At 59.5% G+C, this 17,184-nt stretch carries 14 protein-coding genes; 4 read left to right on the forward strand and 10 right to left on the reverse strand.

Annotation, left to right across the window (positions count from 1 at the left end):
• Window positions 1–16: 16 nt before the first annotated feature.
• Both LIX91_RS14830 and LIX91_RS14835 read left to right on the forward strand, forming a co-directional pair.
• The gene (locus LIX91_RS14830) at window positions 17–979 is read left to right on the forward strand and encodes an RHS repeat-associated core domain-containing protein (protein WP_226488691.1); all 963 of its coding nucleotides are present in this window, start codon (window positions 17–19) and stop codon (window positions 977–979) included.
• Window positions 980–1,263: 284 nt separating this feature from the next.
• Window positions 1,264–2,361, forward strand: a complete 1,098-nt coding sequence (locus tag LIX91_RS14835; RefSeq protein ID WP_226488692.1) for an RHS repeat-associated core domain-containing protein — start codon at window positions 1,264–1,266, stop codon at window positions 2,359–2,361.
• A gap of 33 nt (window positions 2,362–2,394) precedes the next feature.
• Here the strand turns inward: LIX91_RS14835 and fdhA are convergent, their stop codons facing one another.
• The 10 genes from fdhA to LIX91_RS14885 form a co-directional block, all read right to left on the reverse strand.
• A complete protein-coding gene (fdhA, locus tag LIX91_RS14840; protein WP_046269329.1) occupies window positions 2,395–3,594 on the reverse strand; it encodes a formaldehyde dehydrogenase, glutathione-independent in 1,200 nt (399 codons plus the stop codon).
• A gap of 118 nt (window positions 3,595–3,712) precedes the next feature.
• Window positions 3,713–4,570 (reverse strand): formyltetrahydrofolate deformylase, encoded by an 858-nt coding sequence (gene purU, locus LIX91_RS14845; protein ID WP_003319123.1) that lies wholly within the window; start codon window positions 4,568–4,570, stop codon window positions 3,713–3,715.
• A gap of 205 nt (window positions 4,571–4,775) precedes the next feature.
• On the reverse strand, window positions 4,776–5,408 hold the full coding sequence (locus tag LIX91_RS14850; protein ID WP_226488693.1) for a sarcosine oxidase subunit gamma: 633 nt from the start codon (window positions 5,406–5,408) through the stop codon (window positions 4,776–4,778).
• Between the two features lie 50 nt (window positions 5,409–5,458).
• Window positions 5,459–8,479 (reverse strand): sarcosine oxidase subunit alpha, encoded by a 3,021-nt coding sequence (locus LIX91_RS14855; protein WP_226488694.1) that lies wholly within the window; start codon window positions 8,477–8,479, stop codon window positions 5,459–5,461.
• Window positions 8,476–8,772 carry a sarcosine oxidase subunit delta gene (locus LIX91_RS14860; protein ID WP_003316160.1) on the reverse strand — a complete coding sequence of 99 codons (297 nt, stop codon included), beginning with the start codon at window positions 8,770–8,772 and terminating at the stop codon, window positions 8,476–8,478. The genes LIX91_RS14855 and LIX91_RS14860 overlap by 4 nt, the downstream gene beginning before the upstream one ends.
• Before the next feature lie 15 nt (window positions 8,773–8,787).
• Window positions 8,788–10,038, reverse strand: a complete 1,251-nt coding sequence (locus LIX91_RS14865; protein WP_003316161.1) for a sarcosine oxidase subunit beta family protein — start codon at window positions 10,036–10,038, stop codon at window positions 8,788–8,790.
• 17 nt (window positions 10,039–10,055) lie between these two features.
• Window positions 10,056–11,309, reverse strand: a complete 1,254-nt coding sequence (glyA, locus tag LIX91_RS14870) for a serine hydroxymethyltransferase (RefSeq protein WP_100073715.1) — start codon at window positions 11,307–11,309, stop codon at window positions 10,056–10,058.
• Window positions 11,310–11,569: 260 nt separating this feature from the next.
• Window positions 11,570–12,748 (reverse strand): choline ABC transporter ATP-binding protein, encoded by a 1,179-nt coding sequence (gene choV / locus LIX91_RS14875; protein WP_226488695.1) that lies wholly within the window; start codon window positions 12,746–12,748, stop codon window positions 11,570–11,572.
• Window positions 12,745–13,593 carry a choline ABC transporter permease subunit gene (gene choW / locus LIX91_RS14880; protein ID WP_170846044.1) on the reverse strand — a complete coding sequence of 283 codons (849 nt, stop codon included), beginning with the start codon at window positions 13,591–13,593 and terminating at the stop codon, window positions 12,745–12,747. Before choW ends, choV begins: the two co-directional genes overlap by 4 nt.
• Before the next feature lie 64 nt (window positions 13,594–13,657).
• Window positions 13,658–14,605, reverse strand: a complete 948-nt coding sequence (locus tag LIX91_RS14885; protein WP_003420011.1) for a choline ABC transporter substrate-binding protein — start codon at window positions 14,603–14,605, stop codon at window positions 13,658–13,660.
• Window positions 14,606–15,387: 782 nt separating this feature from the next.
• Here LIX91_RS14885 and LIX91_RS14890 point away from each other — a divergent pair.
• Window positions 15,388–16,491, forward strand: coding sequence for a GlxA family transcriptional regulator (locus LIX91_RS14890; protein ID WP_003402189.1), 1,104 nt, complete (start codon window positions 15,388–15,390; stop codon window positions 16,489–16,491).
• A 126-nt stretch (window positions 16,492–16,617) separates the two neighbouring features.
• The gene (locus LIX91_RS14895) at window positions 16,618–17,076 is read left to right on the forward strand and encodes an REP-associated tyrosine transposase (RefSeq protein WP_003420009.1); all 459 of its coding nucleotides are present in this window, start codon (window positions 16,618–16,620) and stop codon (window positions 17,074–17,076) included.
• The last annotated feature ends 108 nt before the right edge of the window (window positions 17,077–17,184 follow it).

A 17,184-nucleotide genomic window follows, 5' to 3' on the forward strand; every position in this document is an offset into this window, starting at 1 on the left:
TCAAAGGAGTGACAACATGGCTTCGTCCGGGCAATCCGTGCTCTGTGTCTATCGCTACGATCCATTGGATCGCCTGGCCGATTGTTCGCCCGCGGGGCAGGGCAGCACTCGCTTTTTTTATCAGAAGACTCACTTGGCTACGCAGATTCAGGGGCAGGTCCAGCACACGCTTATGCGCACGGATGAGCATTTGCTGGCGTGCCTGAGTGCAGAAAATAATCAGCGCGACGGCGTGTTGTTGGCGACGGATCAACAGCAGTCAGTGATTGTGGCTCAGGGGTCGGCGTTTGCTTATACGCCTTACGGGCATCGTCATCCGTCAGCAGGGCCGATGAGCCTGCCTGGCTACGCCGGCCAGCGGGTTGACCCGGTGACGGGGCACTATTTGCTGGGCAATGGGTATCGGGCGTTTAACCCGGTGTTGATGAGGTTCAATAGCCCGGACAGTCTGAGTCCGTTTGGTGAGGGTGGGGTGAATGCGTATGGGTACTGTGAGGGGGATCCGGTTAATCGGGCTGATCCGGGCGGGCATTGGCCAACGTTTTTACTGAAGATTTTGAAAAGAGCAAGCAGTGTGAAAAAGCGTTTACTTGGTGGTAGCCAGGAGTCTCTATCCCCGTTGCTTGCTCGTGGCGGGAGTTCCGAGTCCATACAGGTTACTGCTTCAACTCACCCGGTGAGCGTACCTTTGTCTGCATCTGGTGTTATTGATGGGCCACACCTTGTTGTCCCGCCACCCCGTCCTCCCAAAAACATGCCACCACCCCTTCCTCCCAGAAATGCGCTATCGAGTGTTATCCCACCCAAACCACCCCGTCCTCCCAAGAACATGCCACCACCACCCCTTCCTCCCAAGAACGGGCAGGCCGTTAATTCCCCATCATCCCCTCCTCAAGAAATCGTCGTGTCTATAGAAGGTAGAAGAACGGGTATTCGTGAAGCTTTTAGAGAGTTGGATCAATGGACCCCGGAAACGTGAATAATTTAATGGCAAGGGTAAGCAGGTATCGCGTGTTGTAGTTAATCATGAAGGTGATAATAAGGTTGCAGTGTTTAAGTCATACCCAACAACCCACACGGATCAATTACAAATTTCTTCGTCACGTCTGCATCAGGCTCCACGATGGCGGGCGTTTCGGTCTGAGTGCCGGCGTGACTGTGCCCAGCGCCTTACGGACTGGCACCTAGTAGTTCTGCTAGCTGGGCGTAAGCAGATAGTCAGCCCAGACTGGCTGCCATGGGTGACTTCAAAGGAGTGACAACATGGCTTCGTCCGGGCAATCCGTGCTCTGTATCTATCGCTACGATCCATTGGATCGCCTGGCAGATTGTTCGCCCGCGGGGCAGGGCAGCACTCGCTTTTTTTATCAGAAGACACACCTGGCTACGCAGATTCAGGGGCAGGTCCAGCACACGCTTATGCGCACGGATGAGCATTTGCTGGCGTGCCTGAGTGCAGAAAATAATCAGCGCGACGGCGTGTTGTTGGCGACGGATCAACAGCAGTCAGTGACCGCCGCTCAGGGGTTGGAGTTTGCCTACACGCCTTACGGACATCGTCATCCTTCAGGCCCCGCAAGCCTGCCGGGCTTTACCGGCCAGCGGGTTGACCCGGTGACGGGGCACTATTTGCTGGGGAATGGGTATCGGGCGTTTAACCCGGTGCTAATGCGGTTCAATAGCCCGGACAGTCTGAGCCCGTTTGGTGAGGGTGGGGTGAATGCGTATGGGTACTGTGGGGGGGATCCGGTTAACTGGGTTGATTTGACTGGGCATATGGTTAATCCATTAAAGCTTGTTTTAAAAGTAATGAAAGTCAAAAGGAAATCAACTCTTGCTGTAGACGGCTCATCGTCTGTTAATCTTATTTCAGTGAGTCCGATTAGCAGTTCAGGTGTCAACTCTACTATCTCAAGGGGGCGGCACGGAACAGTTTCAAATCGGCAGCCTACCGTAAATGTGATAGCTAATAGTGAACCTCCGACCTATCGGGCTTCGCAGCAGGCTAAGTATCATAAGAATGCTTATCACACAAAAGACACTCAGTACTCTGAGGCTTATGATCACGCGTATGAAAGCTATAAGCGTCTTGAACGTAAAGTGGAGTTGGCAGATATGAAGGTCAGTAACCAGCTGGCGCGACGCGAGCTACCTTCTTATTCCTTTATAGAGAAGCGAGATAAACTTAATAAGATTTTCGATGATGTTGAAGGTGTTGTATTTTCAGAGAAGTCCCCGCCGCCTAGCTATCACCTTGCTGAATCATTGCCATTTCCGTCCACTTCTAATCCGGTAGCCCAAGTTCGCAATATCCGCCAAGAACCATTAATCGGTTCTTGGCGTGATATCGATAGAACTTAATAATTAAGTATAAGGTTGATCGGTTGGATGAATCTAAACCCCGCCGAACAACCCATGCGGATCAATCACAAACTTCTTCGGCACGCCCGAATCAAACTCGCCATAACCCCGCGGAGCATCATCCAGACTGATCACCTCGACACCCACTATGTCGGCGATCTTGATGCGGTCCCACATGATCGCCTGCATCAGCTGGCGGTTGTATTTCATGACCGGGGTCTGGCCGGTGTGGAAGCTGTGGGATTTGGCCCAGCCCAGACCGAAGCGAATGCTCAGGCTGCCCATTTTTGCCGCGGCGTCCACGGCTCCCGGGTCTTCGGTGACGTACAGGCCGGGGATGCCGATCTTGCCTGCGACGCGCACTACGCCCATCAACGAGTTGAGAACGGTGGCGGGTGCTTCGGCCTGAGCGCCAGCATGGCCGTGACCGCGTGCTTCGAAGCCTACGGCGTCGATGGCGCAATCCACTTCAGGCTCGCCGAGCAGGGCAGCGATCTGCTCGTGCAAGGGGGTGTCCTGGGACAGGTCGGCAATTTCGAAGCCCTGGGCCTTGGCGTGGACCAGACGCGTCGGGTTCACGTCGCCGACGATCACCACGGCAGCGCCCAGCAAGCGTGCTGACGCCGCCGCAGCCAGGCCGACCGGGCCGGCGCCTGCAACATAAACCGTGCTGCCAGGGCCAACCCCGGCAGTCACTGCGCCGTGGTAGCCGGTGGGCAGGATGTCGGACAGGCAGGTCAGGTCGCGAATTTTCTCCATCGCCGCGTCGCGGTCCGGAAGTTTGAGCAGGTTGAAGTCCGCGTAAGGCACCAGCACGTATTCAGCCTGGCCGCCAACCCAGTCACCCATGTCGACATAACCATAGGCACCACCGGGACGCGCCGGATTGACCGTCAGGCAGACGCCGGTGTTCTGTTCCTTGCAGCTGCGGCAGCGACCGCACGCCACGTTGAATGGCACAGAAACCAGATCACCGACTTTCAGATGTTCCACGTCACGACCGGCTTCCAGCACCTCGCCGGTGATTTCATGACCGAGCACCAGCCCGGTTTGCGCCGTGGTGCGGCCGCGTACCATGTGCTGGTCGGAGCCGCAGATGTTGGTGGAGACCACGCGCAGAATCACGCCGTGTTCGATGCGCTTGCCGCGTGGATCTTCCATTTTCGGGAAAGGAATTGATTGCACTTCGACCTTGCCAGCGCCGAGATACACTACACCGCGATTACCAGACATACATGTCACCTCGCTTTTATTGTTATGTAGCAGAGAGAAACAGTTGCAAGCTTCAAGCGACAAGAAAAACTCTTTGCTTGCAGCTTGCAGCTTGCAGCTTGCAGCTTGCAGCTTGCGCCTATAAAACCACCGTCCTGTTGGCGTTGAGGAACACCCGCCGTTCGATGTGATAACCCACCGCGCGGGCCAGTGTCAGTCCTTCGATGTCTCGACCCTTGGCGATCAGGTCTTCGGGATAGTGACTGTGATCGACCACTTCCACGCCCTGGGCAATGATCGGACCTTCGTCCAGATCGTTGTTGATGTAATGCGCCGTGGCACCGACCAGCTTCACCCCCTTGTTGTAAGCCTGATGGTAAGGTTTGGCGCCTTTGAAACCGGGCAGTAACGAGTGGTGGATATTGATCGCCTTGCCGTCCAGCTTGCGACACAGGTCCGGAGACAGGACCTGCATGTAGCGGGCAAGAATCACCAGTTCTGCACCAGACTCTTCGATGACCTGCCAGACTTTGGCTTCCTGCGCGGGCTTGTCGTTGGGGTCCAGTGGGAAATGGTAGTACGCAATGCCGTGCCAGCCAGCCAGAGGCTCAAGATCAGGGTGATTGGATACCACCGCAACCACGTCCATGGACAGCTGATTGATCCGCTGGCGATAGAGCAGGTCATTGAGGCAGTGATCGGCTTTCGAGACCATGATCACGACTTTTGGCCGGTAGTTGGGCGCTGTGAGTTCGAAGATCATGCCGAACGTTTCGCCGCGCTCACTCAGCCCGGCCCTGAATCCTTGTTCGTCGAAAGCCTCGGGTTGACGAAATTCCACACGGATGAAGAAGCGTCCCGAGAGGCGGTCATCGAAGGAGTGGTGTTCTGTGACGTAGCAACCCTGCTCGAACAGAAAGCGCGTCACTGCGTCTACCGTGCCCAGCATGCTGGGGCAGTCGGCGGTCAAAATCCATGTGTCGGGCGCGCGGCTCATTAAATGAATGCTCCAGAGTATTCGTTATCCGCAAATCTGACTGACAGTGTCAGCCAGCATGCTCAAGCAGGACGCAGAGCGTCCGGAACTGCATTCCCACGCGGAGCGTGGGGACGATAATCACCGTATCGGCTATCGTGCCAATGCTCCAGCAGGAGTCCTCATTAAGACTGACGCTGAGGTTTCAGCCCAGGTCCACGGCGCTTCACGCCTGAATACTCAGCCCGTACTCGGCACTCGCATCCTGCAGCCACAGCCACCAGTAATCCGAGAAGCTGCGGCGGACCAGCAGCTCCCAGGTTTCTTCACCGGTCCGGCGGATCACCAGTTGCGACTTGGCGAACACGGTGCCGACTGCCTTGCCCTCCGGGAAGTTGTCCGGGTGCACGTCGTAGCTGGTGGACTTCATCAGTACCTGGCGCACCTTCGGCCCGCTCAGTTCAAGAATCGACTGCCCGCCGCTGACATTGACGATCGCGATGTGCTGCCCGCTCAGTTCGTCACGCAGCTTTTGTTCTGCCGCGAACTCTTCGCCGCTCGGCACGATCAGCAGCCACTCATCCGGGCCAAGCCACTGCAGTGAGCTTTCGCCGTTGATGACCAGCATCAGCGCGGCGGGCAGCTCCATGCCCAGCGCCTTGTGGACGCCAGCGGCGAAGGCCGGATCGTGGGCATTGCCACGAATCGTCAGGTGCCCCAGCAGCTTTTTCTCGCGCAGGAAAACCCCCGGGCTGGCGCGCCCCTTGCCAATCAGGCTGTCGAGGTTTGCATGGAACAGCGGCGACTCGGCTTTGACGTCGGTGGTCGGGCGCTGCTGGTAAACGTTGGCTGTGCTCATGATTCACCTGCTTGAATTCTGTGTGCTGCGGATGATCGGCTCACCGCGGACTACTCGATGTTCTGCCGCTCGCCCTTCGGATCGAAGAACACCGAAGAAACGATCTCGGCTTCGATCACGCTGCCATCGGCCAGAGGCGCGAAGACCCGCTCGCCCATACGCGCCAGGCCGCCTTTGACCACGCCCATCGCGAACGAATAGCCCAGCGAGTTGTGCGCGTAACTGGAGGTCACGTGGCCGACCATGCTCATTGGAATCGCCTGTTTGGTGTCGAACACCAGTTGCGCGCCTTCCGGCAGCCATTTGGCAGGGTCCACCGGCTTGAGGCCGACCAGTTGCTTGCGCTGTTCACGCACGCAGTCTTCGCGATTCATGCCGCGCCAGCCGATCCAGGAGAATGGCTTGGTACGGCCAACACACCAGCCCATGTTCAGGTCGTCGGGCGTCATCGAGCCGTCGGTGTCCTGACCGACGATGATGAAACCCTTCTCTGCGCGCAGCACGTGCATGGTTTCGGTGCCGTAAGGCGTCAGGTTGTACTGCTTGCCTGCCTCGGCGATCTTTTCCAGAACGCCCATGGCATAGTCGGCCTGAATGTTGACCTCATAGGACAGCTCGCCGGTAAACGAGATACGGAATACCCGGGCCGGCACACCGGCGACCAGACCTTCCTTCCAGGTCATGAACGGGAAGGCTTCACGGCCCAGATCGATATCGGTGACTTCGCTGAGCAGCTTGCGGCTGTTGGGGCCGGACAACGTCAGAGTCGCCCAGTGATCGGTCACTGAGGTGAAATACACCTTCAGGTCCGGCCATTCGGTCTGCTGATAGATTTCCAGCCATTGCAGGACACGCGCTGCGCCGCCCGTGGTGGTGGTCATCAGAAAGTGGTTGTCAGCGAGACAGGCAGTGACCCCGTCATCGAAGACCATGCCGTCTTCTTTGCACATCAGGCCATAGCGCGCCTTGCCGACGTCCAGTTTGGTCCAGGCGTTGGTGTAGATGCGGTTGAGGAACTCGCGTGCATCCGGGCCTTGAATATCGATCTTGCCCAGCGTCGAGGCGTCCAGCAGGCCAACGCTGTCGCGCACCGCCTTGCATTCGCGAGCGACGGCTGCGGGCAGGTCTTCGCCGTTTTTCGGGAAGTACCACGGCCGTTTCCATTGGCCGACGTCCTCGAACTCGGCGCCGTTTTTGACATGCCAGGCGTGCAGCGCGGTGAACCGCACGGGTTCGAAGATGTGTTTGCAGTGACGCCCGGCTATCGCGCCGAAGGTCACCGGCGTGTAGTTGGGGCGGAACATGGTGGTGCCCATTTCCGGGATCGACACGTTCAGTGAACGGGCGGCGATGGCCAAACCGTTGACGTTGCCCAGCTTGCCCTGATCGGTGCCGAAACCCAGCGCGGTGTAGCGCTTGACGTGCTCGACCGACTCGAAACCCTCGCGGGTTGCCAGTTCGATGGCGGCGGCGGTGACGTCGTTCTGGAAGTCAACGAACTGCTTGGGGGCGCGTGCGGTGCCTTTTTCGTGCGGCACCTGGAACAGCGCCAGCGTCGGTTCTTCAGCACGGCTGAGGGCTTTGGGCATCACGCCTTCGACCACCTTGAAGCCCGCTTCACTGGCAGCGCGCACGCCGCCTTCGAAGCCATCGGCCAGGCTGTCAGCCAAGCTGTAGACGCCGTTGACGCCGCCTACGCAGATACGTTTCTGTGGTGCTTCGCCCGGTACGAAGCCGAGGATGTCCTCGCGCCAGACCGGCTTGCCGCCCAGGTGCGAGGCCAGATGCACGATCGGGCTGTAGCCGCCGGAGCTGGCAACCACGTCGCATTCAAGCCATTCGCCGGGGCTGGTCACGCTGTGCGTCTTGACGTCGATGGCGGCAACGCGGGCAGCCGTCACGCGCTTGCTGCCGCGGGCCTCGATGACCGCGCTGCCGGTCAGAATGCGAATGCCTTTGGCCCGCGCTTCTTCAACCAGCGGACCGCGCGGGTTATGCCGTGCATCGGCAATCGCGACCACATGCAGGCTGGCGTCGAGCCAGTCCAGAGCGACGCGATAAGCGTGATCGTTGTTGGTGGAAAGCACCAGTTTCTTGCCCGGCGCCACGCCATAACGACGGACGTAAGTCGATACGGCACCGGCCAGCATGTTGCCGGGCACATCGTTGTTGCCGTAGACCAGCGGACGCTCGTGAGTACCCGCGGCCAGCACCACACGTTTGGCACGTACCCGGTGCATGCGCTGGCGGACCATGCCGATCGGCGCGCGATCACCCAGGTGGTCGGTGAGGCGCTCGTGGATGGTCAGGAAATTGTGATCGTGATAGCCATTGACCGTGGCACGTGGCAGCAGGGTGACGTTGCGCAGGCTTTTCAGCTCGGCGACGACCGTCGACACCCATTCAGTGGCGGGTTTGCCGTCGAGGCTTTCACGGCTGTCGAGCAGGCTGCCGCCGAACTCTTCCTGTTCATCGGCGATGATCACTCGGGCACCGCTGCGACCTGCTGCCAGCGCGGCAGCCAGACCGGCCGGGCCTGCGCCGACGATCAACACGTCGCAGTGCTGGTTCATCGCGTCGTAGCTGTCCGGGTCGTTCTCGGTCGGCGAGCGACCGAGGCCTGCAGCCTTGCGGATGTACTTCTCGTAAGTCATCCAGAACGATTGCGGGTACATGAAGGTTTTGTAGTAGAAACCCGGCGGCATCAGCTTGCCGCCGACCTTGCCCAGAATGCCCATGACATCAGTGTTCACGCTCGGCCAGCCGTTGGTGCTGGTCGCGACCAGTCCGGCATAGAGCGCCTGTTGCGTGGCACGCACGTTGGGGATCTGCGTCGCTTCGGTCGCGCCGATCTGCAGCACGGCATTGGGCTCTTCCGAACCCGCTGCGAAGATGCCGCGCGGGCGGGAGTATTTGAAGCTGCGGCCGATGATATCGACGCCATTGGCCAGCAGGGCAGAGGCCAGCGAGTCACCTTCAAAGCCCTGGTAGGTCTGGCCGTTGAAGGTAAAGTTGAGCACCTTGCTGCGATTGATACGGCCGCCGTTGGGCAGGCGATGGGTCTGGCTCATACCTTGTCTCCCTGATCCGTGAACTGCGGCCTGGTACCGATCGGATAGGTCTCGAGAATCTCGTAGGTCACGGTATTGCGCGTCATGTTGAAATACTGGCGGCAACCGGCGGCGTGTATCCACAGTTCGTGATGCAGGCCGCGCGGGTTATCGCGAAAGAACATGTAGTCGCCCCATTGCTCATCGGTGCAGGCACCGGGGTCCAGCGGGCGCGGGATGTGCGCCTGACCGGACGGGTGGAATTCCTCTTCGGAGCGCAGTTCGCCACAGTGAGGACAGAAGATATGCAGCATGGTCGGGTTCTCCTGTTAGTGGGCTACGGCTGCAGCGCCGTGTTCGTCGATGAGTGCGCCGTTGTGGAAACGGTCAATGGAGAACGGCTTGGCCAGCGGGTGCATCTCGCCTTTGGCCAGACTGGCGGCAAATACGTTGCCCGAGCCCGGCGTGGCCTTGAAGCCGCCTGTGCCCCAGCCGCAGTTGAAGAACATGTTCGGCACCGGGGTCTTGGAAATGATCGGGCAGGCGTCCGGCGTGGTGTCGACGATACCGCCCCATTGACGGTTCATGCGCACGCGGGACAGCACCGGGAACATCTCGACGATGGCCTGGACGGTGTGTTCGATCACCGGGTACGAGCCGCGCTGGCCGTAGCCGACCCAACTGTCGATACCGGCACCGATCACCAGGTCGCCCTTGTCGGACTGGCTGATGTAGCCGTGTACCGCGTTGGACATGATGACGCTGTCGATAATCGGCTTGATCGGCTCGGAAACCAGTGCCTGCAACGGATGCGATTCGATGGGCAGACGGAAGCCTGCGAGCTTGGCCATGTGCCCGGAATTACCGGCGGTGACCACACCGACACGTTTTGCACCGATGAAACCCTTGTTGGTTTCCACACCGATGCACACGCCGTTTTCCTTGCGAAAGCCGATGACTTCGGTCTGCTGAATCAGGTCGACGCCCAGCGCGTCGGCCGCGCGGGCGAAGCCCCAGGCCACCGCATCGTGGCGGGCGACGCCGCCACGGCGCTGAACTGTTGCGCCGATGATCGGGTAGCGGGTGTTTTTCGAGCAATCCAGGTACGGGATTTCTTCAGCGACCTGCTGGCCGTTGAGCAATTCGCCGTCCACGCCGTTAAGCCGGTTGGCGCTGACGCGGCGCTCGGAGTCACGCATGTCCTGCAGGGTGTGGCACAGGTTGTAAACGCCGCGCTGGGAGAACATGACGTTGTAGTTCAGGTCCTGGGACAGGCCTTCCCACAGTTTCATCGCGTGTTCATAGAGGTGGGCCGACTCGTCCCACAGGTAGTTGGAGCGCACGATGGTGGTGTTGCGCGCAGTGTTGCCGCCGCCCAGCCAGCCTTTCTCGACCACGGCCACGTTGGTGATGCCGTGCTCCTTGGCCAGATAATAGGCCGTGGCCAGACCGTGACCGCCGCCGCCGACGATGACCACGTCGTAGACCTTTTTCGGGGTCGGCGTGCGCCACATGCGCTGCCAGTTTTCATGGTGGCTGAGGGAATGCTTGAGAAGGCCGAAGCCTGAGTAATGCTGCATGTGAGGCTACTCCTGACTCAGCGATAAACCGGAAAATCGGCGCACAGGGCGGCGACCTGGCTGGCGACGTCGGCCTCGACATCGGCATCACCGAGGTTGTCGAGGATGTCGCAGATCCAGCCGGCCAGCTCGACGCACTGGGTCACCTTGAAGCCGCGGGTGGTAACAGCCGGTGTGCCGATGCGCAGGCCGGACGTCACGAACGGCGACTGCGGGTCGTTGGGCACCGAGTTCTTGTTGACGGTGATGTGCGCACGCCCCAGCGCCGCGTCGGCGTCCTTGCCGGTCAGGCCCTGACGGATCAGGCTGACCAGAAACAGGTGGTTGTCGGTGCCGCCGGAGACCACGTCGAAGCCCCGATCGATGAACACCTGCGCCATCGCTTGCGCGTTGTCGATGACCTGCTGTTGATAGACCTTGAAGGCGGGCCCCGTGGCTTCTTTGAAACACACGGCCTTGGCGGCGATGACGTGCATCAGCGGGCCGCCCTGACCACCGGGGAAGACGGCGGAATTGAATTTCTTCTCCAGCTCTTCGTTGGCCTTGGCCAGGATCAGACCGCCGCGTGGACCGCGCAGGGTCTTGTGGGTCGTGGTGGTGACTACGTCTGCGTAGGGCAGTGGGTTCGGGTAAAGACCGGCGGCAACCAGGCCGGCGACGTGCGCCATGTCGACGAACAGGTAGGCGCCTACCTTATCGGCGATTTCACGGAAGCGCGGAAAGTCCAGGGTCTTGGAGTAGGCCGAAAACCCGGCAATGATCATTTTCGGCTGGCATTCGACGGCAATGCGCTCGACTTCGTCGTAATCGATCAGCCCGGTCGCGGTGTCGATACCGTACTGCACGGCGTTATAGAGCTTGCCCGAGAAGCTGACCTTGGCACCGTGGGTCAGGTGGCCGCCGTGCGCCAGGCTCATGCCCAGCACGGTGTCGCCGGCCTGGAGCAGTGCCAGGTAGACCGCTGCGTTGGCCTGACTGCCGGAGTGCGGCTGAACGTTGGCGTAGTCGGCACCAAACAGCTGTTTGGCGCGTTCGATGGCCAGTTGCTCGACCTTGTCGACGTGCTCGCAACCGCCGTAGTAACGCTTGCCGGGATAGCCCTCTGCGTACTTGTTGGTCAGACCGCTGCCCTGCGCCTGCATCACGCGTTTGCTGGTGTAGTTCTCCGAGGCGATCAGCTCGATATGGTCTTCCTGACGCTGCTCCTCGGCGTTCATCGCCGACAGCAGTGCATCGTCATAACCCTGGATCTGGTCTTGCTTGCTGAACATCGCGGATCTCCCAGCGGCGGCGCGGCGCCTGACTTGTCGTTCGGGCGGAACAGAGCCCTCTGAGAGCGATGGTAGGGCCGCACCGAAGACGCCAAATGCCTATGGACGCCACACAAAGGTGCGTTTACGACATGGCGGCTGAGGGAGCGGAAATAGCGGCAGGGGAGTTACCCGGGGGACAAGGCTGTGGACGAAAAAAAGCCCGCTCCCGGCTGGATGAGTCCAGCGCGGTGGAGCGGGCTTGTCGGTTGCAGGCCTTGTCAGCCGTGGTTTTTGCCCAGCAACGCGTGATACAGCTCGGTATCACCCAGAATGCCGACCACTTTATTGCCGTCCTGCAGGACCAGTTTGTTGCCGGTCTGGTAGCGGATCTGCAGCGCGTCGCGCATGCCAATGTTGGAATGCACAAGCGTGGGGCGTCGATCCAGGGTGGCGACGTCCTGGCCGGGTGTCCAGTTCTGCAGATCAAGGGCCGTAGCACCTTGCCGCGCGCCTTTGATCACGTTGCCTTCGGCCAGATCGAGCCATGAGTCGCCGCTCGGGTCCAGGCACACCGAGCCGTTGACGTGGGTGCACTCGTCGACGGTGCGCATCAGGCTGCGCCCGCACAGCACGTTGAGCGGGTTGGTGTGTGCAACGAAGGTGCGCACGTATTCATCTGCCGGATTGAGCACGATCTGCTCCGGCACGCTGTATTGCACGATGCGGCCGTCTTTCATGATGGCGATCCGGCTGCCGAGCTTCAGTGCTTCATCCAGATCATGGCTGACGAACACAATGGTCTTGCTCAGCTTGGTTTGCAGGGCGAGCAGTTCGTCCTGCAACCCCTGGCGGATCAACGGGTCGAGCGCCGAGAACGGTTCGTCCATCAGCAGAATGTCGGCGTCCATCGCCAGTGCCCGCGCCAGGCCCACTCGCTGCTGCATGCCGCCAGACAGTTCGTCGGGCTTCTTGTTGCGCCATTGGGTCAGGCCCACCAGCTCGAGCTTTTCATCCACCAGCTTGCGCCGTTCCTTTTCGGGGCGACCCTGCATCTCCAGGCCGAAGCTGATGTTCTCGCGCACCGTCAGCCAGGGCATCAGGGCGAATTTCTGGAAAACCATGGCAATGCGCTTGGTGCGCATCATTTTCAGTTCGGCTGCGCTGCAGTTGGCAATGTTGATCTGCGAGCCTTCATGCTCGACGAACAGGGAGCCACGGCTGACGGTGTTGAGGCCGTTGATACAGCGCAACAGGCTGGATTTGCCGGAGCCCGACAGGCCCATCAGGACGCAGATTTCGCCCTTTTCGATGCCCAGACTGGCGTTTTCGACGCCGACGATCTGTCCGGTTTTCTTGAGGATCTGGTCACGCGTGAGGCCTTCGTCGAGCAGCTTGAGGGCTTCACGCGGGTCCTTGGAGAAGATGACGTCTACCTTGTCGAATTTGATGATACTCATGCGTCGGACCCTACCTTGGCTTCGGGTTGTTTGCAGATGCGGTCGAGCATGATGGCCAGCAATACGATTGCCAGACCGGCTTCGAAACCGAGCGCGATGTCGGCCGTATTCAGCGCGTTGACCACTGGTTTGCCCAGGCCGTCGGCGCCGACCAGGGCGGCGATGACCACCATCGACAGCGACAGCATGATGCACTGGGTAATCCCGGCTGCAATGCTGGGCATCGCGTAGGGCAGTTCAATGCGCGTCAGCAACTGGCGGCGTGATGAACCGAAGGCCTTGCCGGCGTCCAGCAACTCCTGAGGCACATCGCGGATACCCAGGTAGGTCAGGCGAATCGGCGCGGCAATGGCGAAAACCACTGTCGAGATCAGACCGGGTACCACGCCCAGACCGAACAGCGTGAGCGTCGGAATCAGATAGACGAAGGTGGGCACGGTCTGCATCAGGTCGAGTAACGGCCGGATGATGGTGTAGAACAGCGGCTTGTGCGCGGCGATGATGCCCAGCGGCACGCCGATGACGACACACACCAGCGTGGCGAAAAGCACCTGCGCCAGGGTTTCCATGGTCTCCTGCCAATAATGCAGGTTGAGGATCAGCAGAAACGAAAGGATGACGAAAACCGTCAGGCCCCACTTGCGCTGGATGAAGTGCGCGAGGGCGGCGATAAGGCCGATCAGTACGAATGGATTGAACCAGGTCAGCGCGAAAGTGAACCCGTGGATCATCATTTCCAGTGTCGAGGCTATTGCGTCGAAGTAATCGGCGCCGTTGGCCGTCAACCAATCGACAAATGCGGCGATGTACTCGCCCAGAGGGATTTTATGGTCAGTCAGCATGATTTCGGGTGTCCGCTTGCGGAAGGTGAAGAGGGCAGCAGGCGGGTCAGCCCCGCCTGCTGTCGGCTTACTGGGTCAACTTGGCTTTGGCGGCCTCCAGGCCTGGCTTGCCATCGACGGTGGTTACGCCTGCGAGCCAGGTGTCGAGTACTTGAGGGTTTTTCTTGATCCACGCCTTGGCGGCGGCATCAGGCTTCATTTTGTCGTCCAGCACATTGCCCATCAGGGCGCTTTCCATGTTCAGCGTGAAGGACAGGTTCTTGAGCAACTGACCTACGTTGCTGCACTCCTGACTGTAGCCTTTGCGGGTATTGGTGTAGATAGTCGCCTGGCCATAGTTGGGGCCGAAGAAGTCATCGCCGCCAGTCAGATATTTCATCTTGAAGCGGGTGTTCATCGGGTGCGGTTCCCAACCGAGGAACACCACATCTTTATCGCGCTTCACGGCGCGGTCGACCTGCGAAAGCATTGCGGCTTCGCTGGACTCCACGACCTTGAAGCCTGCGTCTTTCAGGCCGAAGGCGTTCTTGTCGATCATGCTCTGGATCAGGCGATTGCCGTCATTGCCTGGCTCGATGCCGTAGATCTTGCCGCCCAGTTCCTTCTTGAATTTGGCGATGTCGGCGAAGTCATGCAGGCCTTTGTCGTAGAGCGCTTCCGGCACCGCGAGGGTGTACTTGGCGTTCTCCAGATTGGCACGCACGGTTTCGACGGTCCCGGCTTCGCGATAGGGCTTGATGTCGTTTTCCATGGTCGGCATCCAGTTGCCGAGGAACACGTCCATGTTCTTGCCGTCGGCCAGCGACTTGTAGGTCACCGGTACGGAAATCATGGTGGTCTTGGTCTTGTAACCCAGTGACTCGAGTACGGCGCTGGTTACCGCAGTGGTGACGGTAATGTCAGTCCAGCCGACATCGGAGAAGTTGACCGTATGACAGGCCTCTGGCTCGGCTGCCTGGGCTAGCACCGGCATACAGAGCGTAGCGGCCAACAGCAACGATTTGGAACCTTTCATGGGGTGGACTCCTGTGAGTTTCTTCTGGTCATCAGCAGGTGAACGCTGACGCGGCTTATGGGTTGGCGAGGCTTTTCGCGAAGCTCCATCACTGCGCCGGGCGATCGAGTCGGAACCGATCATGTAACAGGGAAAATCAAACGCCTACAGGGGGCGTCGTATCCAGTGCAGGAGGCGTCGTATCCAGTGCGCGCAAGGTCGCTTACAGATTCGTTGCATCGTACGCACGCCCGGTTGCAGTGTCGGAACTGCGAAAAAACGGCCAGTACGTTACACAGTTGCTGCGCAGTTCGGCAGCGGTCGGTTGGCAGGTCGGTGCCTGCGCGAACGCGGTCTTTTGGAGGGGGGTAACGCCGACAAGTTCATTATCGGGTCGGATCCGTCAATGGTTACGCCAGGTCGGGTGGCATTTTTGGTCGCTGCGCGCTTTTCGATCACGCGCCCTGCAGGCCGCCACTTTTTAGCGCGAACGCCTGTCCTCGGAAGGGTTTCCTCGGGATGTGCCTTGAGTAGCACTCGGCGTGCGAAGACCCCGTGGTCGTTTCCGTCGAGTGCTACCGAATTGCTCATCGAACTGCGCATGCGGCGGCCTTGGCGTCGCTGACAGGTACGTGGGTCGCAGCCGGTTAGACGCTTCGCGACGTCGTTTTCAGGTGTTCTTGAATGAGCGATCAATTTCCGGCATGGGATTTGCGATGTCATCACCAGGCCCTGCAACGACGAGGGCTACAAGAAGAGCCTGTTCTGGGGCCAACCATTGCCATATGAGAGGAGATAGTGTGATGACATCGTTCAATCAAGGGACTCAACCCCAGAACCGCGCGCCACAGTCCATCGGCTTTCTGCTACTGGATAACTTCACCCTGATCTCCCTCGCATCGGCGGTAGAACCCCTTCGCATGGCCAATCAGTTGTCGGGCCGCGAGCTGTATCGCTGGACCACACTGAGTGTCGACGGCGGCCAGGTCTGGGCCAGCGATGGTCTGCAGATCACGCCGGATGCGGCGATGCACAAGGCTCCTTTGCTGGATACGGTCATCGTCTGCGGCGGTGTCGGTATCCAGCGCTCCGTCACGCGTGAACACGTCAGCTGGCTACAGGGCCAGGCACGTCAGTCGCGTCGTCTGGGCGCCGTGTGCACCGGCAGTTGGGCGCTGGCGTGTGCCGGTTTGCTGGATGGTTTCGAGTGCAGCGTGCACTGGGAATGTCTGGCGTCGATGCAGGAAGCCTTTCCGCGCGTATCGATGAGCACCCGGCTGTTCACGCTGGACCGCAACCGTTTCACCAGCTCGGGCGGCACCGCACCACTGGACATGATGCTGCACCTGATCAGTCGTGATCATGGGCGCGAGTTGTCGGCAGCCATTTCCGAGATGTTTGTCTACGAGCGCATTCGCAACGAACAGGACCATCAACGCGTGCCGCTCAAGCACATGCTGGGTACCAATCAGCCGAAGCTGCAGGAAATCGTGGCGCTGATGGAAGCCAATCTTGAAGAGCCGATCGATCTTGACGAGCTGGCTGTGTATGTCGCCGTTTCGCGCAGGCAGCTGGAGCGGTTGTTCCAGAAATACCTGCACTGTTCGCCTTCGCGCTATTACCTGAAACTGCGCCTGATTCGTGCCCGACAGCTGCTCAAGCAGACACCGATGTCGATCATCGAAGTGGCATCGGTGTGCGGCTTCGTGTCGACGCCACACTTCTCCAAATGCTACCGCGAATACTTCGGCATCCCGCCACGTGACGAGCGCGTAGGGTCCAATACCGCACAACAGGTCGCGATGATGCCAATCCCGCAGGCCCTGGTGCTCGCCCCCTTGTCCGGGCCGATGTCGGCCTTGAGTCAGGCGCGTAATGAGTCGACGTTTGCGAGTGTGAGGCTGTAACAAAACGTCCGGTTTGCAAATGCCCACGACGAGAAAGCATCTCTTACAGGCTGTAAAACATTCGCTCTGCTCATCGCCCTACAGACGCTAAGGTTCAACGTTGAACCGGTTCTGGAGGGCGATGGAATGCCTCATTGCGCAACGACACGACACCTGCGCAAAGGCAGATACTCGGCAGTTGGTCAGATTTACATGGTCACTTCAGTAACGAAGGGCCGTGTACCTGTGTTCGCCGAAATGCAGCTGGGACGGCTGCTCGTACAAGAAATGAAGCGTTGCGAAGAGCAGGGGCTGGTCAAGTCTATGGCATGGGTAGTCATGCCTGACCATCTCCACTGGCTTTTTGAACTCAAGGCCGGTGATTTGCCCAGTTTGATGAAACAATTAAAGGCCCGAAGCTCGATTGCAGTTGGAAAACTGTGTGTCCGTCCTCACGCTTTGTGGCAATCCGGGTACCACGACAGAGCAATCCGCGACGAAAAGGATATTGCGCCGATAGCCCGTTATATCGTGGCCAATCCTTTACGTGCGGGCTTGGTTAAAAAGCTTGGGGATTACCCGCTGTGGGATGCTATCTGGGTTTGAGGCACGGGCAGCTTTCGCGAACAAGTTCGCTTCTACGGCCTGCGGCCAGAAGCTGGGGATCACGGTCTGCTTCAGCCCTTAGGGCGTGAGCATTTTTCGCGAACAAGT

Source organism: Pseudomonas sp. B20 (assembly GCF_020515755.1).
Classification (GTDB): Bacteria; Pseudomonadota; Gammaproteobacteria; order Pseudomonadales; family Pseudomonadaceae; genus Aquipseudomonas; species Aquipseudomonas syringae.